At 64.3% G+C, this 26443-nt stretch carries 25 protein-coding genes; 11 read left to right on the plus strand and 14 right to left on the minus strand.

The window, feature by feature from the left end; translation table 11 throughout:
• The first annotated feature begins 220 nt into the window (after positions 1-220).
• Entirely contained in the window at positions 221-739 is a 519-nt protein-coding gene (locus BMW76_RS06850) for a hypothetical protein (protein ID WP_407668913.1), read from the plus strand.
• Positions 740-895: 156 nt separating this feature from the next.
• On the opposite strand, the gene BMW76_RS06855 is transcribed toward BMW76_RS06850, so the two are convergent.
• The 6 genes from BMW76_RS06855 to BMW76_RS06880 all read right to left on the minus strand — a co-directional run bounded on the left by BMW76_RS06855 (position 896) and on the right by BMW76_RS06880 (position 8030).
• Positions 896-2446: a 2-isopropylmalate synthase gene (locus tag BMW76_RS06855; protein ID WP_090864407.1), complete on the minus strand. Its 1551-nt coding sequence runs from the start codon at positions 2444-2446 to the stop codon at positions 896-898.
• Between the two features lie 425 nt (positions 2447-2871).
• Entirely contained in the window at positions 2872-3747 is an 876-nt protein-coding gene (gene pssA, locus BMW76_RS06860) for a CDP-diacylglycerol--serine O-phosphatidyltransferase (RefSeq protein WP_090864408.1), read from the minus strand.
• A gap of 19 nt (positions 3748-3766) precedes the next feature.
• On the minus strand, positions 3767-4405 hold the full coding sequence (locus BMW76_RS06865) for a phosphatidylserine decarboxylase (RefSeq protein WP_090864409.1): 639 nt from the start codon (positions 4403-4405) through the stop codon (positions 3767-3769).
• 122 nt (positions 4406-4527) lie between these two features.
• Positions 4528-5544 (minus strand): ketol-acid reductoisomerase, encoded by a 1017-nt coding sequence (gene ilvC, locus BMW76_RS06870; RefSeq protein WP_090864410.1) that lies wholly within the window; start codon positions 5542-5544, stop codon positions 4528-4530.
• Positions 5545-5654: 110 nt separating this feature from the next.
• Entirely contained in the window at positions 5655-6146 is a 492-nt protein-coding gene (gene ilvN / locus BMW76_RS06875) for an acetolactate synthase small subunit (protein ID WP_007588180.1), read from the minus strand.
• Positions 6147-6266: 120 nt separating this feature from the next.
• Positions 6267-8030 carry an acetolactate synthase 3 catalytic subunit gene (locus BMW76_RS06880; protein WP_090864411.1) on the minus strand — a complete coding sequence of 588 codons (1764 nt, stop codon included), beginning with the start codon at positions 8028-8030 and terminating at the stop codon, positions 6267-6269.
• 396 nt (positions 8031-8426) lie between these two features.
• Here BMW76_RS06880 and BMW76_RS06885 point away from each other — a divergent pair, with 396 nt between their 5' ends.
• The 4 genes from BMW76_RS06885 to BMW76_RS06900 are packed head-to-tail and all read left to right on the plus strand — an operon-like array spanning position 8427 to position 10787.
• Positions 8427-8990 carry an RNA polymerase sigma factor gene (locus BMW76_RS06885; RefSeq protein ID WP_090864412.1) on the plus strand — a complete coding sequence of 188 codons (564 nt, stop codon included), beginning with the start codon at positions 8427-8429 and terminating at the stop codon, positions 8988-8990.
• Positions 8987-9415 (plus strand): DUF3619 family protein, encoded by a 429-nt coding sequence (locus BMW76_RS06890; protein ID WP_090864413.1) that lies wholly within the window; start codon positions 8987-8989, stop codon positions 9413-9415. The genes BMW76_RS06885 and BMW76_RS06890 overlap by 4 nt, the downstream gene beginning before the upstream one ends.
• 17 nt (positions 9416-9432) lie before the next feature.
• On the plus strand, positions 9433-10203 hold the full coding sequence (locus tag BMW76_RS06895) for a DUF3106 domain-containing protein (protein ID WP_090864414.1): 771 nt from the start codon (positions 9433-9435) through the stop codon (positions 10201-10203).
• Positions 10204-10253: 50 nt separating this feature from the next.
• Complete coding sequence (locus BMW76_RS06900) at positions 10254-10787, plus strand: RDD family protein (RefSeq protein WP_090864415.1); 534 nt, start codon at positions 10254-10256, stop codon at positions 10785-10787.
• Positions 10788-11007: 220 nt separating this feature from the next.
• Here BMW76_RS06900 and BMW76_RS06905 read toward each other — a convergent pair whose 3' ends face one another.
• The 4 genes from BMW76_RS06905 to BMW76_RS06920 all read right to left on the minus strand — a co-directional run bounded on the left by BMW76_RS06905 (position 11008) and on the right by BMW76_RS06920 (position 16261).
• Positions 11008-12348 carry an ABC transporter permease gene (locus BMW76_RS06905; RefSeq protein ID WP_090864416.1) on the minus strand — a complete coding sequence of 447 codons (1341 nt, stop codon included), beginning with the start codon at positions 12346-12348 and terminating at the stop codon, positions 11008-11010.
• Positions 12349-12367: 19 nt separating this feature from the next.
• Complete coding sequence (locus BMW76_RS06910) at positions 12368-13942, minus strand: sugar ABC transporter ATP-binding protein (RefSeq protein WP_245763135.1); 1575 nt, start codon at positions 13940-13942, stop codon at positions 12368-12370.
• 112 nt (positions 13943-14054) lie between these two features.
• Positions 14055-15011 (minus strand): substrate-binding domain-containing protein, encoded by a 957-nt coding sequence (locus tag BMW76_RS06915; RefSeq protein WP_090864417.1) that lies wholly within the window; start codon positions 15009-15011, stop codon positions 14055-14057.
• A 194-nt stretch (positions 15012-15205) separates the two neighbouring features.
• A complete protein-coding gene (locus BMW76_RS06920) occupies positions 15206-16261 on the minus strand; it encodes a LacI family DNA-binding transcriptional regulator (RefSeq protein ID WP_090864418.1) in 1056 nt (351 codons plus the stop codon).
• A gap of 291 nt (positions 16262-16552) precedes the next feature.
• Between BMW76_RS06920 and BMW76_RS06925 the strand changes: the two genes are divergently transcribed.
• The 6 genes from BMW76_RS06925 to BMW76_RS06950 all read left to right on the plus strand — a co-directional run bounded on the left by BMW76_RS06925 (position 16553) and on the right by BMW76_RS06950 (position 21760).
• Entirely contained in the window at positions 16553-17494 is a 942-nt protein-coding gene (locus BMW76_RS06925; RefSeq protein ID WP_090864419.1) for a UDP-2,3-diacylglucosamine diphosphatase, read from the plus strand.
• 35 nt (positions 17495-17529) lie between these two features.
• Positions 17530-18561: a glycosyltransferase family 4 protein gene (locus BMW76_RS06930; protein WP_090864420.1), complete on the plus strand. Its 1032-nt coding sequence runs from the start codon at positions 17530-17532 to the stop codon at positions 18559-18561.
• A gap of 69 nt (positions 18562-18630) precedes the next feature.
• Positions 18631-19410: a diacylglycerol kinase gene (locus BMW76_RS06935; protein ID WP_177200321.1), complete on the plus strand. Its 780-nt coding sequence runs from the start codon at positions 18631-18633 to the stop codon at positions 19408-19410.
• A gap of 227 nt (positions 19411-19637) precedes the next feature.
• A complete protein-coding gene (locus BMW76_RS06940; protein WP_087733310.1) occupies positions 19638-20354 on the plus strand; it encodes a TetR/AcrR family transcriptional regulator in 717 nt (238 codons plus the stop codon).
• A 2-nt stretch (positions 20355-20356) separates the two neighbouring features.
• On the plus strand, positions 20357-20941 hold the full coding sequence (locus BMW76_RS06945; protein ID WP_090864421.1) for an LOG family protein: 585 nt from the start codon (positions 20357-20359) through the stop codon (positions 20939-20941).
• 75 nt (positions 20942-21016) lie between these two features.
• Entirely contained in the window at positions 21017-21760 is a 744-nt protein-coding gene (locus tag BMW76_RS06950) for an SDR family oxidoreductase (RefSeq protein ID WP_090864422.1), read from the plus strand.
• Between the two features lie 95 nt (positions 21761-21855).
• Here the strand turns inward: BMW76_RS06950 and BMW76_RS06955 are convergent, their stop codons facing one another.
• The 4 genes from BMW76_RS06955 to BMW76_RS06970 form a co-directional block, all read right to left on the minus strand.
• Entirely contained in the window at positions 21856-22491 is a 636-nt protein-coding gene (locus BMW76_RS06955) for a DUF924 family protein (RefSeq protein WP_090864423.1), read from the minus strand.
• Positions 22488-23219 carry an alanyl-tRNA editing protein gene (locus BMW76_RS06960; RefSeq protein WP_090864424.1) on the minus strand — a complete coding sequence of 244 codons (732 nt, stop codon included), beginning with the start codon at positions 23217-23219 and terminating at the stop codon, positions 22488-22490. The genes BMW76_RS06955 and BMW76_RS06960 overlap by 4 nt, the downstream gene beginning before the upstream one ends.
• Positions 23220-23353: 134 nt before the next feature.
• On the minus strand, positions 23354-23764 hold the full coding sequence (locus tag BMW76_RS06965; protein ID WP_090864425.1) for a group II truncated hemoglobin: 411 nt from the start codon (positions 23762-23764) through the stop codon (positions 23354-23356).
• Between the two features lie 86 nt (positions 23765-23850).
• Entirely contained in the window at positions 23851-26340 is a 2490-nt protein-coding gene (locus BMW76_RS06970) for an ABC transporter permease (RefSeq protein WP_090864659.1), read from the minus strand.
• Between the last annotated feature and the right edge of the window lie 103 nt (positions 26341-26443).

The raw sequence follows: 26443 nt of genomic DNA on the forward strand, positions 1-26443 counted from the left end.
TGCCGCGCCGCCCACGAGCAAGCGAATACGCGTCTTTCCAACTGCAACGCCCGAAAATCTTTTGGCCCGACGCGTGTCAAAATGTCTGGTCCGCAATGATCTTGCATGGGACGGGAGAAACCGCCTAAGCGCCGATTCCCGTCGACGGCACAATAACAACCAACCATCGAACGCCACCGGAGGTGTCATGATCAACCGCCTTTCATCCGTCGCGTCGACGATGCCAGGCTTGCGTACGGCGCGCGGCGCGCTGGCTATCCTCGTTTGCGCGGGCGTCGTCACGCTCGCCGGCTGCGCGCAGCCCTGGCAGAACTATCAGGAGGGCGCGGACGCGTCGACGATCGTCGCCCGCCTCGGGCCGCCGCGCGAAGTCTACGACCTGCCGAACGGCGGCAAGCGCCTGATGTGGCCGACGCAGCCGATGGGCGAAACAACGACGGCCGCCGACGTCGACGCGTCCGGCAAGATCGTGAACGTGCGTCAGGTGCTGCAGCCGAACGAGTTCTATCGCGCGGAAATCGGCAAGTGGACACGCGACGACGTACTCGTCAACTTCGGACGCCCCGTTGAAACGAACTATTTCCCGTTGATGAAGCGCGAGGTATGGACGTATCGCTATCAGGAGGACAACGTCTGGTACATGATGTACAGCTTCTATTTCGACGACCAGGGCATCCTGCGTCTGACGCAGAAGACGCCCGATCCGCTGCACGATCCGGATCGACGCAGCTTCTTCTGAAGCCGCCTTTCGCGGCCGGGCAATAACGAAAAAGCCGTCCATTGGGGCGTCCAATTGGTGGCGGCTTTTTTCATGCAACGTAGCTGATAAAAAACCCCGCCGCAGCGGATCGCCACAGCGGGGTTTTCGATGCAACCGAACGCAACGAACGCGGCGTCAGATTTCCGCGCGCTGCGGATTCAGCTTGTCCTGGCCCGCGTACAAACGGTTGAGCGCCGAGATATACGCCTTCGCCGATGCAGCGACGATATCCGGGTCCGTACCCACGCCGTTCACGATCCGCCCCGCCTTCGACAGACGCACGGTCACTTCGCCTTGCGCCTGCGTGCCCGTCGTGATCGCGTTGACGGAATACAGCAGCAGTTCCGAACCGCTGCCCACTTCGGTTTCGATCGCGTTCAGCGTCGCGTCGACGGGACCGTTGCCGTTCGCCTCGCCGACCACTTCCTTGCCTGCGACCGAGAACACAATGCGCGCATGCGGCCGCTCGCCCGTTTCCGAATGCTGCGACAGCGACACGAACTTGTAATGCTCCTTTTCCTGCGCTTCCGCCGACTCTTCCGCGACGATCGCGATGATGTCCTCGTCGAAGATTTCGGCCTTGCGGTCCGCCAGTTCCTTGAAGCGCTGGAATGCGAGGTTCAGTTCGCTTTCGCTGTCGAGCGTGATGCCGAGTTCCTGCAGACGCTGCTTGAACGCGTTGCGCCCCGACAGCTTGCCTAGCACGATCTTGTTCGCCGTCCAGCCCACGTCTTCAGCGCGCATGATTTCGTACGTGTCGCGCGCCTTCAGCACGCCGTCCTGATGGATACCCGACGCGTGTGCAAACGCGTTAGCACCGACCACGGCCTTGTTCGGCTGCACGACGAAGCCCGTGATCTGCGACACGAGCTTCGACGCCGGCACGATCTGCGTCGTGTCGATGCCGAGGTCGAGGCCGAAGTAGTCCTTGCGGGTCTTCACGGCCATCACGATTTCTTCGAGCGACGTATTGCCCGCGCGCTCGCCGAGACCGTTGACCGTGCACTCCACCTGACGCGCGCCGCCGATCTGCACGCCCGCCAGCGAGTTCGCCACGGCCATGCCGAGGTCGTTGTGACAGTGCACCGAGAAAATCGCCTTATCCGAATTCGGAATGCGCTCGCGCAGCGTTTTCACGAGATTGCCGTACAGCTCAGGCACGCCGTAGCCGACGGTATCGGCGATGTTGATCGTCGTCGCGCCTTCCGCGATCACGGCTTCGAGCACGCGGCACAGGAAGTCCATATCCGAGCGGCTGCCGTCTTCCGGCGAGAACTCGACGTCGTTCGTGAACTTGCGCGCAAAACGCACGGCCAGCTTCGCCTGCTCGAGCACCTGCTCGGGCGACATGCGCAGCTTCTTCTCCATGTGCAGCGCGGACGTCGCGATGAACGTGTGGATGCGGAAGTGATCGGCGGGCTTGAGCGCATCGGCGGCACGCTGGATGTCCTTATCGTTCGCGCGCGCCAGCGAGCAGACCGTGCTGTCCTTGACCATGCCGGCGATCGTGTGGATGGCGTCGAAATCGCCGTTCGAGCTGGCGGCAAAGCCCGCCTCGATCACGTCGACTTTCATCCGCTCCAGTTGCTTCGCGATGCGGATTTTTTCTTCCTTCGTCATCGACGCACCGGGCGATTGCTCGCCGTCGCGCAACGTCGTGTCGAAAATGATGAGCTTGTCTGCCATCTCAGGTCTCCAGGGGGATTCGGTTGGTTTGAATCAGGAAAACGGAATTCGAGTGTTTGCGCCACCACCGCAGGCGACGCTAAACAACGAACGAGGCAAACGGAGGGCGAAAACGATCAGCGCGGCAGGCGCGCTAGAGCTAGCGAGCTTAGTAGCTTGCCGGCTTGAAGAGACAGGAAGGGGAACTTGGAAAGTGCCATGCCAGCGACTATAGCGGCAATCCCGAAAACGCGCAATTGAGGCTAACCAGGGCGGTCATAGGATTTGCCGGCGCCCGGCGATCGCGACAATCACGTTCACGTCGCGAAGGTGAATCGGGGATACAAACGGGCAAGACGAACTAGCTGCGCAAAGCGGCAAGAAAAAAACGGCAGCCCGCATGCTGCCGCTCCGTATCCGTTTCACTGCGCCGCGTTTGAGCGTCGTCAGTTCGGACGCTGCGACGAGCGCGCCGGATTGCCCATCCCGCGCATCGCGCGGTACGCCCAGAACACATAGCCCGAGAAGCCGTACAGCACGAAGAGGCCGAACAGCATCAGCGGCGGATCGGACGACACCAGCACGAACGCGACCACCACCAGCAGGATCGCTGCGAACGGCACGCGATGGCGCACGTCGAGCGCCTTGCCGCTGTAGAACGGCGCGTTCGACACCATCGTGACGCCCGCGTAGATGGTCAGCGCGAACGCGACCCACGGCAGCCACACGAGCTTGAGCGGCACGCGGTTGTCGGTGGCGAGCCACACGAAGCCCGCGATCAGCGCTGCCGCGGCCGGGCTCGGCATGCCCTGGAAGAAGCGCTTGTCGACGACGCCGATGTTCGTGTTGAAGCGTGCGAGACGCAGCGCCGCGCCCGAGCAGTAGACGAACGCCGCAAGCCAGCCCCAGCGGCCGAGATCCTTGAGAATCCACTCGTACATCACGAGCGCCGGTGCAACGCCGAACGACACCATGTCCGACAGGCTGTCGAACTGCTCGCCGAATGCGCTTTGGGTATGCGTCATGCGCGCGACGCGGCCGTCCATGCCGTCGAGCACCATCGCGACGAAAATCGCAATCGCCGCGACTTCGAAGCGCACGTTCATTGCCTGCACGACGGCGAAGAAGCCGCAGAAAAGCGCGGCCGTCGTGAACGCGTTCGGCAGCAGATAGATGCCGCGCTTGCGCAGAAATTGCTGGCGCGCGGCACGCCGGCTGTCGATCACAGTGGATTCCGCGACGACGGGCGGCTTGTTGCGCCGGAACGGACGCGGCTGCGGCGCACCGCTGCTTCGAGGACGACGCGGTTTGAATGCGGCCATCGAACTCTCCCTGTGCCGCTTATAGCTCAGCCAGAATGGTGGACGACGCGGACACCTTCTCGCCGATCGACACACGCGGGCGGCTGCCCATCGGCAGATACACGTCGACGCGCGAACCGAAGCGGATGAAGCCGTAGCGCTGACCGCGCGTCAGCGGCTCGCCCGCCCTCACGTAGCACAGGATTCGCCGCGCGATCAGGCCGGCGATCTGCACCGACGTCACGGTCGCTCCGCTCGCGGTTTCGATGACAATCGCGTTACGTTCGTTTTCCGTCGACGCCTTGTCGACAGCGGCATTCAGATACGCGCCCGGAAAGTACTCGACCTTCGAGATCGCGCCATCGACGGGCGAACGCTGCGAGTGCACGTTGAACACGTTCATGAACACGCTGATCTTCAGCGCTTCGCGATTCGCATACGGATCGTGCGCGGTTTCGACGGCGACGATGCGGCCATCGGCGGGACACAGCACCGCGTTCGCCTGGGTCGGAATGGGACGGGCGGGATCGCGGAAGAACTGCACGACGAAGATGACCAACAGCCAGAAAATCCAGGCAATGCCGAACCCTGCGACGAAGTGGATCAACAACGCAACGACGACCGCGACGGCGATGAACGGCCAGCCTTCGCGCGCGATGATCGGATGGGGGTAATTCATAGATGGGTTCAGTCTTTTGGAAAACCGTAGGATAGCAAAAGCCGTCCAGGGTTCAGCACACCTGGACGGCTTTTTGACGCTTCCGGCGCATTTCGTGCGCCGGAGTGCGAAAAACAGGCAGATTAGTTCTTCGACTGATCGACCAGCTTGTTCTTCGCGATCCACGGCATCATCGCGCGCAGCTTCGAGCCGACCTGCTCGATCTGGTGCTCGGCCGTGATGCGGCGACGCGACTGCAGCGTCGGCGCGCCCGCGCGGTTTTCGATGATGAAGCTCTTCGCGTACTCGCCCGTCTGGATGTCCTTCAGGACTTCCTTCATCACCTTCTTCGTTTCTTCCGTGACGACGCGCGGACCCGTCACGTACTCGCCGTACTCGGCGTTGTTCGAGATCGAGTAGTTCATGTTCGCGATGCCGCCTTCGTAGATCAGGTCGACGATCAGCTTCAGTTCGTGCAGGCACTCGAAGTACGCCATTTCCGGTGCGTAGCCCGCTTCGACCAGCGTCTCGAAACCAGCCTTGATCAGCTCGACCGTACCGCCGCACAGCACGGCCTGCTCGCCGAACAGGTCGGTTTCCGTCTCTTCGCGGAAGTTCGTTTCGATGATGCCGGCACGGCCGCCGCCGTTCGCCGCTGCATACGACAGCGCGATGTCGCGCGCCGCGCCCGACTTGTCTTGCGCGACGGCGATCAGGTGCGGCACGCCGCCGCCGTTCTGGTACGTGTTGCGCACCGTGTGGCCCGGCGCCTTCGGCGCAATCATGATGACGTCGAGATCCGCGCGCGGGATCACCTGGCCGTAGTGCACGTTGAAGCCGTGCGCGAACGCGAGCGCTGCGCCCTGCTTGATGTTCGCGGCGACTTCCTTCGCGTACACCTCGGCGATCTGCTCGTCGGGCAGCAGCATCATCACGACGTCGGCGCCCTTCACGGCTTCCGCCACTTCCTTCACCGCGAGGCCAGCGTTCTCAGCCTTGCTCCACGATGCGCCGCCCTTGCGCAGACCCACCGTGACGTTCACGCCGCTTTCCTTCAGGTTCAGCGCATGAGCATGGCCTTGCGAGCCATAGCCGATGATGGTGACCTGCTTGCCTTTGATGAGGGAGAGGTCGGCGTCCTTGTCGTAGAAAACTTTCATGTCTGTTCCTTGGCGAAATTCAGAAAAATTCAAAGCTGCGTGTGTGTTGCGTGGGCCCGGCGGATGACGCGACGCCGGGTCCGGATCGAACCGGCTTCTGTGGCTCGTCATCAAACCTTCAGGATACGCTCGCCGCGTCCGATGCCCGAACCGCCCGTGCGGACCGTTTCGAGAATCGCGGTAGCGTCGAGCCCTTCGATGAACGCGTCGAGCTTCTCGCTCGCGCCCGTCAGCTCGATTGTGTAGGTCTTTTCGGTGACGTCGATGATGCGGCCGCGGAAAATATCCGACATCCGCTTCATCTCCTCACGTTCCTTGCCGACTGCCCTTACCTTGATCAGCATCAGCTCGCGCTCGATGTGGGCGCCCTCGGTCAGGTCGACCACTTTCACCACCTCGATCAGGCGGTTCAGATGCTTCGTGATCTGTTCGATCACGTCGTCCGAGCCAATGGAGACGATGGTCATGCGCGACAGCGAGCGGTCTTCCGTCGGTGCCACCGTCAAGGTTTCGATGTTGTAGCCCCGTGCGGAGAACAGGCCGACCACGCGCGACAGCGCGCCCGGTTCGTTTTCCAGCAGGACGGAAATGATGTGTCTCATGTTCGCTTCTTCCAGATGTCGATGCAGGCGATGCATGCCCTTATGCGATTTGGCGCCGCTCCATCCGCTCACGCCTTTTGTGAAGACGCGCATGACGAAGCCGGCGCACAAACGCGCTCGTTATAGATCTTCCGACCCGAGGAGCATCTCCGTGATGCCCTTGCCGGCCTGGACCATCGGCCAGACGTTTTCGGTCGGATCGGTCTGGAAGTCTAGAAACACCGTGCGATCTTTCAGGCGCAGCGCTTCCTTCAGCGCCGGCTCGACATCCGCAGTCTTTTCGATGCGCATGCCGACGTGCCCGTACGCTTCGGCGAGCTTCACGAAATCGGGCAGCGCATCCATGTACGAATGCGAATAGCGCTTGCTGTATTCGATCTGCTGCCACTGGCGCACCATGCCCAGATAGCGGTTGTTGAGCGAAATGATCTTGACGGGCGTGTCGTATTGCTTGCAGGTCGACAGCTCCTGGATGCACATCTGGATTGAGCCTTCGCCCGTGATGCAGACAACCTCGTCATCCGGATGCGCCATCTTGACGCCCATCGCCGCGGGCAGGCCGAAGCCCATCGTGCCGAGACCGCCCGAGTTGATCCAGCGGCGCGGCTTGTTGAAGCGGTAGAACTGTGCGGCCCACATCTGGTGCTGGCCGACGTCCGAGCACACGAACGCGTTGCCGTCCGTCAGCTCCCACAGCTTTTCGACCACGTACTGCGGCTTGATGATGTCGCTTGCGCGGTCGTACTTCAGGCAGTCTTTCGAGCGCCAGCCTTCGATGTCCTTCCACCACGCGGCGAGCGCCTCCGTGTCCGGGCCATGCTCGGCCGTCTGCAGCTGCTCGATCAGCTCCTTCAGCACTTCCTTCACGTCGCCGACGATCGGGATGTCGACCTTCACGCGCTTCGAGATCGACGAAGGGTCGATGTCGATGTGAATGATCTTGCGCGGGCGCGATGCGAAGTGAACGGGGTCGCCGATCACGCGATCGTCGAAGCGCGCGCCGATCGCGATCAGCACGTCGCAGTGCTGCATCGCCATGTTGGCTTCGTACGTGCCGTGCATGCCGAGCATGCCGAGGAATTTCTTGTCCGAGGCGCGATAGCCGCCGAGTCCCATCAGCGTGTTCGTGACGGGATAGCCCAGCAGATCGGCGAACTGGTTCAGCTCGCGCGACGCGTCCGCGAGGATGATGCCGCCGCCCGTGTAGATGTACGGGCGCTTCGCCGACAGCAGCAGCGCGACGGCCTTGCGGATCTGGCCCGAGTGGCCTTTCGTGACGGGGTTGTAAGAGCGCAGCGATACGCTCTTCAACGGCTCGTACTGGCAAGGCGCCTTCGACACGTCCTTCGGAATGTCGATCAGCACGGGGCCGGGCCGGCCGGTACGTGCGATATAGAAAGCTTTCTTGACGGTGGCGGCGAGGTCGCGCACGTCCTTCACGAGAAAGTTGTGCTTCACGCAGGGACGCGTGATGCCGACCGTATCGCACTCCTGAAACGCATCCTGGCCGATCGCAGCAGTCGGCACCTGGCCGCTGATGATCACCATCGGGATCGAGTCCATATAGGCCGTCGCGATGCCCGTCACCGCATTGGTGACACCGGGGCCGGAGGTCACGAGGCACACGCCGACCTTGCCGGTCGAGCGCGAGTAGGCATCGGCGGCGTGAACCGCGGCCTGCTCGTGGCGCACGAGGATGTGCTGGAACTTGTCCTGCTTGTACAGCTCGTCGTAGATGTAGAGTACCGAGCCGCCGGGATAGCCCCAGACAAACTCGACGTCTTCGTCGGCCAGTGCCTTCATGAGCACGGTGGCGCCGATCGAGTCAGCTTCGTGAGGGGGTGTGGTATCCGACGTGGAGAATTCCGCGCTGGGCATATTCATCGTTCACCTTTCGAATTTTCGGCAAAAAATTGATCGGGTGCTCTCTGCCGGGCTTGTGGCTCGGGTTCAAGCGGCGCGTCCAGTTTGACAGGCGAGCTTCTTGGGCTCGACTCAAATGAGACAAGTCACTTATGTTGCGAACCGTAGACGATATCTACGATGCGTCCGATGGTCAAGCAAATATTTCCATGATTGACGGCGGCCACCCTTCCGCCGTCCACTTCTGACCGCTTCGCCGAACCCGCATGATCCCTGGACAAGGCTCGACGAACGCTGGATGCAAGCCGCACGGTTGCCGCCTTTTTCCCCGATTCGCGCGAAAGTTTGTTAGCATCCGCGAGTTTTACGACATTTTTCGACCGATTCGCGCACACTCGCTGCGCCGACCCCCAACGGATGGCATCAGACAAGGAACTCGCCGATTTTCTGGCGGGCGTCGAAAGGCGCGCGTTCAAGCAGACGGTCTACGCCGTGCGGGACGATGACGCGTCGCTCGACATCGTGCAGGACGCGATGATCAAGCTCGCCGAAAAATACGGCGACCGCCCTGCCGCTGAGCTGCCGCTTTTATTTCAGCGTATTCTCCAGAATGCGACGCACGACTATTTCCGTCGGCAAAAAGTGCGCAACACCTGGGTGACGCTGTTTTCGTCGTTAGGCAATGCTGAAGACGAGGACTTCGACCCGCTGGAGACGTTCGAAAGCCAGGACGGCGCAACGGGCGCGGAAAGCAGCGAGCAGCAGTTCGAGCGCGAGCAGGTGCTGCAGTTGATTGACGACGAGATCCAAAAATTACCGGCACGTCAACGGGAGGCGTTTCTGATGCGTTACTGGGAAGATATGGATGTCGCTGAGACTGCTGCCGCGATGGGCTGCTCGGAAGGCAGTGTGAAAACGCACTGCTCGCGAGCCACGCACACGCTGGCGCACGCGCTCAAGGCCAAAGGAATCACGCTATGAGCTCCGCTCTCGAAATAAAAGAACTCGAGTTTGCGCGGCAGCTTCGCCGTGCGCTCGACGAAAACGCTGCCCGCATTCCGACCGCCACCACCGACCGGCTCGCCGCTGCGCGCAGTGCCGCGCTCGCTCGCAAGAAGCCCGAAGCCGTGCATGCGCCCGCCTTCGTGCCCGTCTTCGTCGGCGCCGGCACGCTTGCGGGCATGCCGCAACGGGAAGCATCGCGCCGCCTGCCGCGCCTGCGCAAGCTCGCGCTCGCGTGGCCGCTGCTTGCGCTCGTCGTCGGCCTCGCGGGCATCGCGTGGTGGGAAGATCATCAGCGCACGGCCGAGCTCGCCGATATCGACGCCGCCATGCTGAGCGACGACCTGCCGCTCAATGCCTATCTCGATCACGGGTTCAACGCGTATCTGACGCGCAACCACTGACCGCGGAGATTTGACGGGTGAGTTACAAGCGCGGCCTCGCCGTTGTGTCCGGATGCGTGATCGCAGCCTTGGTGTCATTCGCCGCCACCTATCCGCGCTTCTACCCGACACCGATAGCGGCCGCGGCGCCCGCTGCTGCCGGCGCGCCCGCGAAGCCGGCGCCCGCCCCGGCGCTGACCGTCGAACTGCCTGCCCTGCCGACGTCGAGCAGCCCGCTCGCATGGGCGAAGCTGACCAGCTCCGAGCACGCAGCGCTCGCGCCGTTCGCGTTGCAGTGGGACAGCTTCAGCGAAGAGCGCAAGCACAAGTGGCTGAAAATCGCGTCGCGCTACCCGAAGATGACACCCGAAGCGCAGAAGCGGCTCCACGAACGGATGACGGAATGGGTGCACATGACGCCCGAGCAGCGGCGTGTCGCGCGTGAGAACTATCAGGTGTCGAAGGAGCTGCCGCGTGAGGCGCGTCAGAACGCGTGGAAGGCGTATCAGCAGCTCTCCGAAGAGCAGAAGCAGAAGCTCGCCGCAAGCGAGCATAAGCGCCGCCCCACTGTCGTCAGCGCGCCGCCTTCCGGCAAGTCCGAGATCAAGGACATCAATCGCCTCGTGAACGGCAAGGACAAGCTCGCGAGCGTGCCCATGCCGCCGGCAGCAGGTGCATCGGCGGGCGCAGCGGCAGGCATGATGCCCGCGCCGGGCGCGCCTGCCGTTCCCGCCGCCGGCAGCTTCGCTCCGGCGACGCCGACGCCCGTGTCGCCGTCCGACGCGCCGTCGATCTTCAACGGCTCATAATCCCGCGAGCCTGCGCCGCGGGCTCATCACCGGCAACCGAGGCCCCGCCCGTGTCCACTTCCGTCGACTCCGCAGCCCTGCCGCCCAAGCCCGAATCCCCCGAACTCGCCGCGCCCACCGTCCGCCGGCGTCTCGCGACGCTGATGTACGAAGGCGTGCTGCTGTTCGGCGTGGTGTTCTTCGCGGGCTATCTGTTCAGCACGCTCACACAGCAGCGCAACGGGCTCGTGCATCACAACTGGCTCGCGGCGTGGGTCGCTCTGGTGATCGGCGTGTACTTCGTCTGGTTCTGGACGCACGGCGGGCAGACATTGCCGATGAAGACGTGGCGGCTGCGCGTCGTCGGCGCCCGGGGTGGCGAGCGCCTCTCGGTGCCGCGCGCAGTCGTGCGCTATGTGCTCGCGTGGCTGTGGTTCTTGCCGCCGCTCGCGCTGCATCCGCTGCTCGGGCTCGCCGTGCCTCAGACGTTGATCGTCGCCGCCGTGTGGTTCGTTTCGTATGCGGCCGTCGGCCGGATCGGTGCGAGCCGGCAGTTCCTGCACGACCGGCTGGCCGGCACGCGTATCGTTTCGTTGCCGCGCTGACGCGCCGGGCAGCGACCACACGAGTTCGCCACTGCGCGCCGTCTCCTTTTAGCGCACGCTTACGTTGACAGCACGCACGCTCGGCGTTCGCGACCGCCTTACGTTGATGCACACGCTTACGTCCACATCACGCAAGCGCGGCGCTCACGACGACCGCGCCACCTCACGCTGATGCACACGCCCAGGCGCGGCACGCGAGCAAGCGCTGCGCGCTCAACCCTCACGACCGGGCCTTCTCCTCAGGCCCCGGCGCATTCATCACCACGCGCCGGCCGCGCAGCCGCGCGAGCATCGTTTGCGGATTCATCCGCGTCTGCTGCAGGAACACCGCGACGACGATGATGAGCCCCTTCAACACCAGCTGCGTATTGCTGTCGATGTTGTTGAGCAGCAGGATGTTGCCGAGAAAGCCGAAGATCAGCACGCCCGCCACAGTGCCCGCGATCCGTCCGACGCCGCCCATCAGGCTCGTTCCGCCGATCACGACGGCCGCGATCGCATCCAGCTCCCAGCCGACGCCCGCATCCGCCTTCCCCTGCCGGTACTGCGCCGCGTAGAGCACGCCGACCAGCGCCGCGAGCATGCCCGAAATCGCATATGCGGCGATCTTGTGGCGATCGACCTTGAGCCCCGAAATGCGCGCGCACTTCTCGTTGCCGCCGATCGCATACAGGTACTTGCCGAACACCGTGCGATTGAGCACGAAGTCCGCGATCAGCGCGATGACAATGAAAAAGAGCGCAGGCACGGGCACGACACCGAACAACAGCGCGCGCAGATTTTCGATATCGGTGGTCGCGTTGCTGCCGCTGTAGATCGAATAAACGGCCGTATCCTGCCCGGCGACGAGCCGCGCGACGCCCATCACGCCGACCATCGCCGCGAGCGTCACGATGAACGGCTGCATGCGTCCGCGCGTGATCATGAAGCCATTGAACGCACCGATCGAGAGGCCAGCGAGCGGCACCATCCAGAGCACCGTCAGCAGCGACACCTTCTGCGGCAGCTGATGCCACGCGTAGCCGCACGCGAGCAGCGCGACGAGCGCGGCGATACCCGCGCGAACGGCGCGATGCCGCTCGCCTCGCGACCCGTGGGCATGAACGCCAGCACGAGCACCGGCACGCGCACCGCCCGCACGCATGCGCCGCGCGACCATGCCGCCCGCCATATAGACGACGGCGAACACGCTCGCGGCATCGAGTGCGAGCGACGTCCACGAAGCCGCGTTGCTGCCGGGCGTCGTGAGCAGGATCGCGGTGAGCACGCTGCCGAAGCCCATCACCGAGCCGACGGACAGATCGATGCCCGCCGTGATGATCACGAGCGTCATGCCCACCGACATCACGCCGACGTTCGCCACCTGGCGAAACACATCGGAGAAATTCGCCGACGACAGAAAGATATTGCTGCCGTCCGCTGCATGCGGCGAAGTGAGCGCGCCGAGCGCGAGCAGCACGATGAGTCCCAGGTAGTACTTCACGTTCGTCAGCCACGCGCGCAGACGCTGCTGCCGTGTGTCGGGCATGGCATTCATCGGATGTTCGTTGGTCTTCAGCATGTTCGGGGCTCCATCGGCATCATGGCGATGCCAGCTTCACGAGTTCATCGGCGGAAAACGCTTCGCGTTCGAGCACGCCGCGCGCGCGCCCTTCGCACAGCACGAGGATGCGGTCGCACATCAGCATCAGTTCGTCGATCTCCGAACTCGCGACCACCACCGTCAGTCCGCTGCGCGCCGCCTGCAGGATCTGGCTATAGATTTCGGCCTTCGCGGCCACGTCGACGCCGCGCGTCGGCTCGTCGAGCAGCAGAATCGCGGGCTGCGTCATCAGCCACTTGCCGATGATGAGCTTCTGCTGATTGCCGCCCGAGAGCGTCGCGACGGGCGACGACGCACCGCCGTGCTTCACGTTCGACGCTTTCGCCTGCGCGGCCACGCGTCGCGCGATCGCGCGAGGCCGGTAGAACGGAAAGCCTTCGATGTGCGCGAGACTCGGCAGCATGAAGTTCGCCTCGACCGACTGATCGACGATCAGCCCGTCCTTCTTGCGATCTTCGGTGACGAACGCAACGCCCGCGTCGACGGCCTCCGCCGGCGTTCTGAACACGCGCTTAGCCGGCCCGATCTCGATTGCGCCCGATACGCGATACGGCGACACGCCATACAGCGTTTCGAGAATCTCCGTCTTGCCCGCGCCGAGCAGGCCCGACAAACCGAATACCTCGCCGCGCCGCACTTCGAACGACACGCCGTCGACGACGGGCCGATGTTCGCCAAAGAGCGTGAGATCGCGCACGGCGACCATCGTGTCGGCGGCCGCGCGCACTTCGCCGGACTCTCGATGCGGCGCGACGAAGTTCTTGCCGATCATCATCGACACCAGCTGTTCCGCCGATTCGACGCGGCTCATCGGCAGCGTCGCGATATGGCGGCCGTCGCGCAGCACGGTCACGCGATCGGCGAGATCGAACACTTCGTGCAGCCGATGGCTGATCAGCACGATGCCCATCCCGCGCTCGCGCAACGCGCGCACGAGCACGGCGAGCGCATGCGTTTCGGTGTCGGAGAGCGCGGAGGTCGGCTCGTCCATGATGAGAACGCGCGCTTCTGCGAGCAGTGCCTTCGCGATCTCGATCAACTGCTTTTCGCCGATCCGCAACGCGCCGACGAGCGCATCCGGCGACGGCCTGAATTGCAGTTGCGCGAGCACGTCGCGCGCTTTGGCCCGCATCGCGCGATGATCGGGAAAACCGAAGCGCGTCGTGATTTCCTTGCCGAGAAAGAGGTTGTCGACGACGGAAAGGCTGTCCACCAGATTCAGCTCCTGGTGGATGATCGCGATCCCGGCATCCATCGCATCGGCCGTGGTTCTAAAATCGGTGCGCGTGCCGGCTACGTCGATAGAGCCAGCATCGGGCAGATACAGGCCGCCCAGTATCTTCATCAGGCTCGACTTGCCCGCGCCGTTCTCGCCGACGAGCGCATGCACTTCGCCCGGCATGATGTCGAAGTCGACGTCGGTGAGGGCAGGACTGCCGTTGAACGCAATCGAAATGCGCGTCGCGGCGACGAGCGGCGTCGCGCCCACCGGAGCGCGCTGCTGCGCGAGAGGTGGATCGAGACTGGTTGCGGTCGGCGTCATGGATTCCATCCGCTGCTTCTTCGTGGGTGGTGTGAAGTGGTATGCAAGGTGGCGTATGAAGCACGCGCGACGTTTGTGGCCACCGTTGCGCGTGCTTTACACCAACTCATTTACGTCCTGCTCAGCTCGCGACGAACTGCTTGGCGTTGTCGGCAAAAATGCCTTGCGTCGGCATGATCACCTTCTTCGGAATTTTTTCGCCGCCCAGCATCTTCAGCGCCTGGCGCAGCGCTTCGCCGCCCGGCGTCGGATAGACGAACGTCGCCGTGAGAATGCCCTTTTCAACCCACACGGCGCCTTCGTTCGGCAGCCCGTCCGCGCCGACGAACTTGATCTTCTTTTCGACCCCTGCGTCCTTCGCGGCGAGATACGCGCCGTACGCCATCGGATCGTTATGCGCGAACACGAGATCGACCTGCGGATTCACGCGCAGCACCGTCTTCATGTAATCGTAGGCCTTGTCCTGCTTCCAGTCGCAATCGACGCGCTGCCCGACGATCTTCAGCCCCGACTCCTTGCCGACGAACGACATCATGCCGTCGTGCCGGTCGTGCGAAGCCTGCGTGCCGAAGCCGCCCCACACCTCGACGATATTGCCCTTCGCCTTGCCTGCGCCGCCCTGCGTCTTCACGATGAACTCGCCCACGCCTTTGCCGATCAGCACGTTGTCGCCGCCGACGAACTGCGTGTACTGGTCGCCGTTCACCTCGCGGTCCAGCACGAACACGGGAATGCCCGCCTTGAACGCCTTCTCGACGACGCCCGTGAGCCCCGCCGACTCCTTCGGCGAGATGAAGATCACGTCCATCTTCTGCGCGATGAAGTTCTCCATGTCGGCGTTCTGCTTGTCGGTGCGATCGTTTGCATCGGCAATGACGAGATCGACATTCGGATGCCTGGCGGCCTCGGCCTTCATGTCCTTGTTGAACTGGACGCGCCACGGCTCGACGGTCGTCACCTGCGAAAAGCCGAAGCGGTACTTCTTGCCCTGCGCGTGCACATAGCCGGCTTTGATCATCAGCCCGGCGAAAGGCGCCGATAAGAGCGCGCCAGTAATCAGACGGCGATTGCGGTTCATCTTTGTGTCTCCTGTCGATCCGGAGTCCGGCGCTTTCGTGCCTCGCTCTGGTCACATGCAAGATAGTTGCTGTCATTGCGCATTACGTGATGCGCGGTTTGTGCGTCTCCTTCTCCTGCTCTCCTGCTCCACTGCCCTGCTGCTGTTACCGCTGTTGTTACTGGTTCTGCCTGCCCCACCCCGATTGAAACGTTTTAATTGCTGCGGGTCTCCTCGACTTCCGACTGCTCGACGGGCACGGGCGCCGTGCTCTCGCGCACCAGCAGTTCAGCCTTGAAGCTCAGATGCACGGGCGCATTGCGCTCGCCGTTCAGCAGCTTGAGCATCAGCTGCCAGATCGCATGGCCGATCGCCTCCACCGGCTGACGGATCGAGCTCAGATACGGACGCAGCACCGACATCCACGGCGCGTCGTCGAACGAAAGCAGCGAGATGTCCTCGGGCAGACGCAGGTCGGCGTCGCGGATCGCGCGCAACGCGCCGAGCGTCGTCACGTTGCCGCCCGCGAAGAGCGCCGTCGGGCGCACGGCATTCGACAGCACTTCGAGCGTCGACGCGTGGATCTCCGCCGCCGTCATTCCGCATTCGACGACGCGTATATGAGCGTCGAGTCCCGCGCGCTTCATCGCGTCGATATAGCCGTCCGCGCGCTCGCGCGAGTTCACGAGCTCGAGCGTGTTCAATAGAAACGCGATGCGCTTGTGGCCGAGCCCGATCAGATGCTCGGTGCCGTCGAACGACGCCGCGTGGCTGTCCGTCGTCACGGTATCGGCGGGAAAGGAATCGTCGACGCGGTCGGCCATCACGAGCGGCACGTTGCACTCGCGCACTTCTTCGATCGCGTGTTCGTAGCCACGGCACGGAATGATGATCATGCCCGCCACCTGGCGCGACATCACGAAGCGGATGCGCTCCATTTCGCGCTCGGGATCTTCGTCGGCGTGCGCCATGATCAGGCGGTAGCCGTGTTCGAGCGCGCGGTTTTCGAGCGCGCGCGCAATGTCGACGAAGAACTGATTGGTGAGATCGGGCAGCACGAAGCCGATCGAACTGGGCCTGCCGCGCCGCAAGTCGGCGGCGATGCCGTTGCGGCGATAGCCGAGCCGGCGCGCCGCGTCCCACACGCGCTGTGCGCGCGCTTCGCTCACGCCCGGCACGCCCGACAACACCTTCGACGCCGTGCCGACCGAGACCTCGGCGGCATTGGCCACGTCGCGCAGTGTCGGCAAAAGCCGCTCGGATACGCCCATGTTTCGTCAGCCCCTTTATCGATGTCCGGTTCGTCGCCCGGCCGGTCTTGTGCTCTGATCGTACGCAGAGATTGAAACGTTTCAGAGGATATGCAATCGATTACATCAGCACAAGCCACAGGCGGCCAGGGCTTTCCCGAGGGCCGATCGCGCGGTCGCAGCATTCGTGCATGGCATGTTGCGTTGCATCGAGCCGACACATCGGATACGTAATAAGAACTTCTCGTGAATGTCACGGCTTCGTCATGCGGCGATGGCGGAATGCGGGTACTGCAACTCGACGCGTGAGCCATGGACAACAACACGTCCGCGACCTCCCTCTTCCGCCAGACTGGCCCGAGCGTCGATCCCGTCGCTTTCGGGTCCCGCTCCCCCTCAGCAACCCTGCCGACGATTCCGCATCTGCCGACGCCGCCATCGCCCAACGAAAGCCACCACGATGACGATCACGAAAACTCGCATCGCTATCGCACGATCTGGCTCTCCGACATTCACCTCGGTTCGGGCGGATGCCAGGCGCCGTACCTGCTCGATTTCCTGCGGCACAACGAATCAGAGTATCTGTACCTCGTCGGCGACATCATCGACGGCTGGCAACTGAAGAAGGGCTGGTACTGGCCGCAGGCGCACAACGACGTCGTGCAGAAGGTGCTGCGCAAGGCGCGCAAGGGCACGCAGGTGGTCTACATCCCCGGCAATCACGACGAAGCGGCGCGCCAGTTCTGCGACCTCGCGTTCGGCGACATCCACGTGCGCGGCGAAGCGTTTCACACGACGCTCACGGGCAAGCGGCTGTGGATCGTGCACGGCGATCTGTTCGACGGCGTGATCCAGCACGCGAAGTGGCTCGCGTATCTCGGCGACACGCTCTATACGCTGATCCTCGTGCTGAACCGCTGGTTCAACCGGATTCGCAGCAAGCTCGGCTTCCAGTACTGGTCGCTGTCGCAATACCTGAAGCATCAGGTGAAGAACGCCGTCAACTTCATCTCGTCGTTCGAGCGCGTGATGACCGACGAAGCGCGCCGCCGCGGCTGCGACGGCGTCGTCTGCGGGCACATCCACAAGGCCGAGATTCGCGAGATCGACGGCGTGCTGTACTGCAACGACGGCGACTGGGTCGAGAGCCTGTCGGCGCTCGTCGAGACGTACGAGGGCGAACTGAAGGTGATCTACTGGACCGTGATCCGCTCGCCGCAAGCGAACGCGTCCAAGGCCCGCGCGACGGCATGACCGCACACAACCACCACTACGAGAGGGCCAACTGCATGAAGATCATGATCGTCACCGATGCGTGGGAGCCGCAGGTCAACGGCGTCGTCCGCACGCTGAAGAACACGACGCGCGAGTTGACGGAGATCGGCCACAAAGTCGATCTGCTGACGCCGCTGGAGTTCAAGACGATTCCGTGCCCGACATACCCTGAGATCCGCCTGTCGCTGCTGCCGAAGCGCCATCTGCGCGAGCGCATCGACGCATTCCAGCCGGACGCGTTGCACATCGCGACGGAAGGCCCGCTTGGACTCGCCGCGCGCGCCTATGCGATCGAGCACGAGCTGCCGTTCACGACCGCGTATCACACGCGCTTTCCCGAGTACGTGCAGGCGCGCTTCGGCATTCCGCTTGCGTGGACGTATCGCTTCCTGCACTGGTTCCACAAGCCGTCGCTGTCCGTGATGGCGCCGACGCCCGTCGTGAAGGCGGACCTCGAAAAATACGGCTTCACGAACGTGGTGCTGTGGACGCGCGGCGTCGATCTCGACATCTTCCATATGATGGATTCGAAGGTGCTGAACACCGCGCGGCCGATCTTTCTGTACGTGGGACGCGTCGCCGTCGAGAAGAATGTCGAAGCGTTCCTGAAGCTCGATCTGCCCGGCTCGAAATGGGTCGCCGGCGAAGGCCCGGCGCTCGCCGAACTCAAGTCGCGCTACCCCGCCGTCAACTATCTCGGTGTGCTGACGCAAGCCGAGCTCGCGAAGGTCTATGCGGCCGCCGATGTATTCGTGTTCCCGAGCCGCACCGACACGTTCGGCCTCGTGCTGCTCGAAGCGCTCGCATGCGGCACGCCCGTCGCCGCGTATCCCGTGACGGGCCCCATCGACGTACTTGGCGACGGAGGCGCGGGTGCGATGCACGAAGACCTGCGCGAAGCGTGCCTCGAAGCGCTGAAGATCGACCGCAGCCGCGCGCGCGAGTGGGCCGAGCGCTTCTCGTGGACGGCCGCCTCCGAACAGTTCGCCGCGCATCTGAAGCCGTTGCCGCGCGCCGCCTACAGCGAGGAAAACGCCGCCGCATAACGCGTATCCGAAGCGCGTATCCGAAGCGCACGGCCCGACGCGCGAGCGCCCTCACTTCCCGCCACGCCCATGCAAACGAGACAATCGAACGCATTGCGCGCCCCGCAGGAATCGCTGCGCGACGCAGAAACCATCGCGTCCGAAGCCGGTCCGGCCGTCGAGCCGGACCGGGAACCTTTCGGCGACGTGAACGCACGGCATGACGACGGCGCGCCGCAGTCGCGCTATGCTGGACATACTCAACCCGGTCCAGCACGCAAGCCATCTCCCATGTCATCCACGACGCGCAAGTCGATTCCGCGCGATTCCGCGCCTTCCGAAGAGGACACGCTGATCGAGACCGACATCGAAGCCGAAGCCACTGCCGACGTCCACCGCGACGCCCGTACCGAGACGCACGATCCGCACGAGCCTCTCGGCCCTGACGATCCCCTCGCGCCGCTGCCGTTCAATCCGTACAAGGGCAATCGCGGCATCACGCGCGCCTGGCACGCGATGAAGAACTCGTTCGCGGGCTTTCGCGTCGCGATCCGCGAGGAAAGCGCGTTTCGCCAGGAACTGACCCTCGCGGCGATTCTTGTGCCGTGCGGCATCGTCGTGCCCGTCGAGCCCGTGTCGCGCGTGCTGCTGCTCGGCTCCGTGTTCCTCGTGCTGATCGTCGAGCTGCTCAACTCGAGCGTCGAAGCGGCCATCGACCGCATCTCGCTCGAACGCCACGAGCTGTCGCGGCGCGCGAAGGATCTCGGCAGCGCGGCCGTGATGGTCGCGCTCTTCATGTGCGTGATGACCTGGGCGCTGATCGTCGGACCGCTCGTCGTCCACTGGGTCGGCGGGTGGTTCGGCCGGTGATCCGGATTCGGGCGCTAGCCGCCGCGCGCAAGACCCGAGCGCACATCCCGAGTCTTCAAGAGCCATCATCGCCACCGCATCCGCGCCATACAGAAGCGCGCGTTCTGGGTATAGAACGGTCGGTTTATAATCGTTCGATAGTCTCAAAAACAGCCAACCAGACCGGGCGGAAGAGCATGCCGTAGCACGGAGGCATCGCAACTGCCCGAAAACCAGGGCCGGACGATATGGAAGCCAAACCTCCCCGCCGCACGCGCGAACGGATTCTCGAACTATCGTTGAAGCTCTTCAACGAGATCGGCGAGCCGAACGTCACGACGACGACGATCGCCGAGGAAATGGAGATCAGTCCAGGCAACCTGTACTACCACTTCCGCAACAAAGACGACATCATCAACAGCATCTTCAGCCAGTTCGAGCAGGAGATCGAAAAGCGTCTGCGTTTTCCGGAAGATCATCGCGCGACCATCGACGAAATGTGGTCGTATCTACAGTACATGGTCGATTTCACGTGGCGCTACCGTTTTCTGTATCGCGACCTGAACGATCTGCTCGCGCGCAACCGCACGCTGGAAACGCACTTCAAGCAGATCATCAGCCACAAGGTGCGCTTCGCGAGCCAGTTCTGCGAGCAGCTCGTCGCCGACGGCGAAATGGTCGCGACGCCCGATGAGATCAAGGTGATCGCGACCAACATCGGCGTGATCGCGACGTACTGGCTGTCGTATCAGTTCGTGATGAACCCGCGCAAGTACAACGAGCAGGAAGCGATTCGCGCCGAGCTGCATCAGGTGAGCGTGCAGATCGTGTCGTTGATGGCGCCGTATCTGCGCGGCCGCTCGCGCGAGCTGTTCGACGATCTGGTGTCGGGCAAGCATCCGCAGCGCGAGTTCTACGACTATCTGCCGCCGCGCGAACCTCGCAACGAATCGAAGGAAAGCTGAAGATGAAGGCAGTCTGTGTGTATTGCGGCTCGTCGGACGGAGCCAAAACGCTGTATCGCGACGCCGCGAAGGCGTTCGGCCGCGCGCTCGTCGACGCGAACCTGTCGCTCGTCTACGGCGGCGGCAAGGTCGGCCTGATGGGCGTGATCGCCGATGAAGTGATGGCCGCGGGCGGCCGCGCAATAGGCGTGATTCCCGAGCTGCTGGTCAACAAGGAAGTCGGTCATGATGGCCTGTCGGAACTGCACGTCGTGCCCGACATGCATCAGCGCAAGAAGATGATGGCCGACCTGTCGGACGCGTTCGTCGCGCTGCCGGGCGGCGCGGGCACGCTCGAAGAGCTGTTCGAGGTCTATACGTGGGCGCAGCTCGGCTATCACCAGAAGGCGGTGGCCGTGCTGAACATCGACGGCTTCTACGATCCGCTGATCTCGCTGCTCGAGCACACGGTGCAGGAAGGCTTCATGCGTCAGACGTACTTCGACATCCTGCAGATCGATAGCGACCCCGCCGCGCTGATCACCAAGCTGCAGCGCTATCAGCCGCCCGCGCGCGACAAGTGGGCGGACAGGCGCGAGCGCGTGTAGCGCGCGGCGCGCTCGCTATGGTGAGCGGGATTTCGTCGCGGGCAGCGCACGTCAGGCACAGATGAGGCATACACGATGAAAGTGGTTCTGATCACGGGTGCGAGCCGCGGCATCGGCCGTGCGACGGCGCGCCTGCTCGGCGCGCGCGGCTGGTCCGTCGGTATCAACTACGCGGCCAACGAAGCCGCCGCGAAAGAAGCCGCCGCCGAAGTCGGGCGCGCAGGCGGCCACGCGCGCGTGATCGCAGGCGACGTCGCGGACGAAGCGCAGGTCGTCGCGATGTTCGATGCGCTCGAAAGCGCGTATGGCCGCATCGATGCGCTCGTCAACAACGCGGGCATCGTCGCGCCTTCGATGCCGCTCGCCGACATGGACGCCGCGCGTCTGAAGCGCATGTTCGACGTCAACGTGTATGGCGCATATCTGTGCGCGCGCGAAGCGGCGCGGCGCATGGCGAAGGATCGCGGCGGACATGGCGGCGCGATCGTCAATGTGTCGTCGGCGGCGTCGCGGCTCGGGTCGCCGAATGAATACGTCGATTACGCGGGCTCGAAAGGCGCCGTCGATACGATGACGATCGGCCTCGCGAAGGAACTCGGCCCGCAAGGCGTGCGCGTGAATGCCGTGCGCCCTGGCCTGATCGACACGGACATCCACGCGAGCGGCGGACGCCCCGACCGCGCCGCCGTGCTCGGCGCGCAAACGCCGCTGGGCCGTCCGGGCACGGCCGAAGAAGTCGCCGAGGCGATCGTCTGGCTGTTGAGCGATGCGGCGTCGTATGTAAACGGCGCTCTGCTGGATGTGAGCGCGGGCCGCTGATTCTTCGCCTGCTTCGCTCACGTTGCCATCATTGCGGACGGCACGGTGGCGGCTGCGAAGCGCCGTGCAACGTCGAAGCGCGACGCCACCGGCTTCTAGAACGACGATCCCGGCTCGCGCAAAAATGCGATTTCTTCATCAGTGGAAGGACGGGCGAGCAGCGCATTTCGATGCGGAAATCGCCCGAAGCGTTCGACGATCTGCAAATGCCGCGTGGCCGAGCGTGCATACGATGGGTCTAACCCTTGCGCTTCGAGCAGCGCGTACAGGCGCACGCCTTCGCGCTGGGCTTCCAGTGTTTCGTCGTGCTCGAACGGGATATACGCGAACGCGCGGTGATAGACGGTCGGCAGCAACAGGTCGCTACCCTGTTCGACCATCCGGCGCGCGATGCTGACCGCCTGCACATCGCCGCCATACATGCGTGCCGTATGCCGGTGACAGTTGCGCGTGAACTGATCGAGCACGATCACGAGCGCGAGCGAGCCGAGCGGCGTAGCGAGCCACGCGTCGAGTTCATGCGCGAGCGCCGCTTCGATCAGCGCGCCGAAGCGCTCGCGCAACATCGAGTCGAACGCGTCGCTGCGCTTGAACCAGCACTTGCGGTCGGTGCCGTATTCATCCGAGCCGGGCGTGCCGAACCAGCAGTCGAGCACATCGCGCGCATGCGCATCGAGCGACGCGTAGTCGCCTTGCGTCGAATAGCCAGCGGCGTCGAAGCGCGCGCTCATGCGAACTCCAGCACCAGCCGCCGTGTGCGCGCGCTCTTCTTTTCCAGCTTCGCGACGCGCAGCGCGCCGATCTCCTGCGTATTGCGCACATGCGTGCCGCCGCACGGCTGCAGATCGACGCCTTCGATACGCAGCAGCCGCACCCGCCCCAAGCCCATCGGCGGCTTCACGCTCATCGTGCGTACGAGTTCGGGGCGCGCGGCCATTTCGTCATCGGTGATCCATTGCGTCGCGACGTCATGCGCGCCGCCCACCAGCTCCGCGAGCCGCGCTTCGATCTGCTCGCGTCCGATCGGCTCGACGGTCGCGAAGTCGAGGCGCGCGTAAGCGGACGTGATGCTGCAGCCGTCGACGGGATACGGCAGCACCGCGCACATCAGGTGACTCGCCGTGTGCAGGCGCATATGCCGATAGCGGCGCTCCCAGTCGATCTGCGCCGTCACCCGCTGCCCGACGGCAAGCTGCGCGAGCAGCGCTTCCTGGCCGGGCGCCGGAACGTGGACGGCGTCGTCGGGCGTCGCGTCTTCGAATTTCGCCTTGCGCGTATCGGCGATCTCGATGCACGTGCCGTCGGCGAGCGTCAGTACGCCCGCGTCGCCTGCCTGGCCGCCGCCGAGCGGATAGAACACCGTCTGGTCGAGATGGATGCCCTGTTCGTCGATCGCGGTAATGACCGCGTCGCAGTGGGTCAGATAGGCGTCGTCGCGAAAGAGCGCACGCGTCGTCATCGGGTGTCTCCTGATTCTTTGTTCGTGCCGGACATTATGCCGGGATCGCGAATGTCCGCCGCATTCACATCGAGGCGCGCCCGGCGGGACTGTACCGGGCGTTTCGACGCGACGCTTCCAGGAAGCGCGACACGTCAGCCCGGATGATTGCGCATCCAGTCGGCCGTATCGAAGAACGAATGCAGCAGACGCTCGCGCAGCGGCTCGGGCAGGCCGACGTCTTCCATCGCCCACGCCATGCAGCGCAGCCACTGGTCGCGCTCGCTCGATGCGATCTGGAACGGCAGATGCCGCGCGCGCAGACGCGGATGGCCGAAGCGGCCGATGTAGTGATCGGGGCCGCCGAGCCAGCCGCACAGGAACCAGAAGAGCTTGTCGCGCGAGCCTTCGAGCGTCGGCGGATGCAGCTTGCGAATGCCGGCGAAGTCGGCTTCGAGGTCCATCAGGTCGTAGAAACGGTCGACGAGTTCGCGCACGCGCGCCTCGCCGCCCACGAGTTCGAAGGCCGTCGGCTGCGACGGTGCTTCGTCAATCGGATCAGTCATACGGGCAACTACACATTCAAGAGGAACACAAAGGCATCGCGCGTTCGCGCCGATGCATCAAACGACGCGCGCTTCTCACACGTTTCTCACGCGTCGCGCAGCGATTGCAGCGCGGGCCGCATCAGCACATGACGCAAGCTGATCCAGCCGCCGACGGCCGCACATGCGACGCCCGCCGCGATGCCCGTCGGCAGCAGCCACGGATTGAATTCGATCGTGAAATCGAATACACGCATCGCGAGAATGAAACCGATCAGCTGCGAGCCGAGCGCGGCCATCAACCCCGACAGCGCGCCGACCACGACGAACTCCGCAATCTGCACCGCCCGCACCTGCCGGTGCGACGCGCCGAGCGCGCGCAGCAGCGCCGATTCTCGCATACGCTCGTCGCGCGTGCCCGCCAGCGCCGCGTACAACACCAGCACGCCCGCGATCAGCGTAAAGGCGAACAGGAACTGCACCGCGCCGATCACCTGGCCGATCACGCGCTGCACCTGCGCGAGGATCGGCGCCGTATCGATCGCGGTGAGATTCGGATACTGGCCGACCAGCCCGTCGATCACCCTGTGCTGCTCGGGCGGCACATGGAAGCTCGTGATGAACGTCGCGGGATAGTCCTTCAACGCGGCGGGCGGCATCACGACGAAAAAGTTGACCTTGAACGAACCCCAGTCGAGCTTGCGCACACTCGTCACGGGCGCCTCGATCTGCAGGCCCGTCACGTCGAAGCGCATCGTGTCGCCGACCTTCACGTTGAGCAGTTTCGCGAGTCCCTGCTCGATCGATATCTGCGGCTTCGACGCATTGCCGTACCACTCGCCCGACACAATCCGGTTGTCGTCGGGCAGCTGCGTCGTGTACGACAGATTGAACTCGCGATCGACGAGACGCCGCGCGTCCTCGCTCTTGTAGTCGTTCGGGTTGACGGGCTTGTTGTCGATCGCGACCAGCCGGCCGCGCACCATCGGCGCCAGCTCGATGCCCGCAAAGCCGTGCGCGCCCAGATACTGCGTAACGGCATCGCGCTGGTCGGGCTGAATGTCGATGATGAACTCGTTCGGCGCGTCGGGCGGCGTCGAGCGATGCCAGCCTTCGATCAGGTCGTTGCGCGTCATCGCGATCAGCAGCAGGCACATCAGGCCGATCGCGAGCGCCGTGATCTGCAGCGCGCTCGCGTTCGCGCGCCGCTCCAGCGACGCGAGCGCATAGCGCCAGCCGATGCCGATATGGAAGCGCTCGCTGCGCATGATGCGCGACAGGCTCCACAATGCGGCGCGCGCGATCAGCGCGAACACCAGGAGGCCGCCCGCGAAACCGCCCGCGACGATGCCGCCGAGCTTCAACTCGCCCGCCGCGAGAATCAGCAAGCCCGCGAACAGCGCGATGCCGAGCGCGTACGCGGCCCACGCGGTGCGCCCTTCGTCGCCCCATTCGCGGCGCAGCACGCGCACGGGCGGCACATGCGTGAGCGGCAACAGCGGCGGCAGCGCAAAGCCGATCAGCAGCACGAGACCGGCCGCGATGCCTTCGAGCGCGGGCCAGATGCTCGGATACGGCAGCGTCACGTCGATCAGGCTGCCGAGCCACCAGAAGAGCGCGAGATGCCCGCCGAAGCCGAGCACGACGCCCGCGATGCCGCCGAGCAAACCGAGCCCGGCGAATTCGAACACGAACAGCGCGCGCAAGGTCCGCTGGCTCGCGCCAAGACAGCGCATCGCCGCGCAGCTGTCGAGATGGCGCCGCATATAGCGATGCGCGGCCATCGCAATCGCGACGGCGGCGAGCAACGCAGTCAGCAGCGACACGAGCGTGAGAAAGTGGTTCGCGCGATCGAGCGTCTCGCGCACCTGCGGCTGGCCGTCCCGCAGCGACTCCAGCGCGACGCCGCGCATCTTGCCGTTGTCGACGCGCTCATGCGCCCACGTCGCAAACGACGCAACGGGCTTGTCGCCGCCCGCCACCAGCAGCCGATACGTGACGCGGCTGCCGTAGCCGAGCAGTCCCGTCGACGCGAGATCGTCGGCACGCATCATCAGGCGCGGCGAAAAATTGACGAACGCGAAGCCGCGGTCCAGTTCGCGCGTGATCAGCGCGCCGATCGTGAAGTCGCGTCCGCCCACCTTGACCTTGTCGCCGATATGCACCCTCAGCGCGTCGAGCAGTTGCTGATCGACCCATACGTCGCCGGGCGGCGGAATGCCGCGCACTTCGCGGTCGGGCGCGCCGGGCGCGAGCGCGATCCGCAACGCGCCGCGCAGCGGATAGCCCGGCGACACGGCCTTCACCGCCGCGAGCCGCGAAACGGGCTGCGCCGCCGTCGAATTGACCATGCTGGGGAAGATGGCCGTCGTCGCCGTCTCGAGGCCGAGCGTTTTGGCCTGCTGCGCGAACTGCGCATCGACGGGATGATCGGCGCGGACCACGAAGTCGGCGGCGATCATGCGCCGCGCGTCGCGTTCGAGCCCTTGATGCAGACGGTCCGCGAGAAAACCCACGCTCGACAGCGCCGCGACGGCCAGCACGAGCGCGAACAGCAGCATCGTCAGCTCGCCCGCGCGCCAGTCGCGCGCCGTCATGCGCAACGACTGATGCAGCAGATGACCCAGCGACAGCCGGTGCGCGGATGCAGGCCGCGTGGGGTGTTCAGGCGGAAGCTCGGGGGGAGCCTGAGTGGTGACG

Origin of the sequence: Paraburkholderia diazotrophica (assembly GCF_900108945.1) — a bacterium.
GTDB classification, from domain to species: Bacteria; Pseudomonadota; Gammaproteobacteria; order Burkholderiales; family Burkholderiaceae; genus Paraburkholderia; species Paraburkholderia diazotrophica.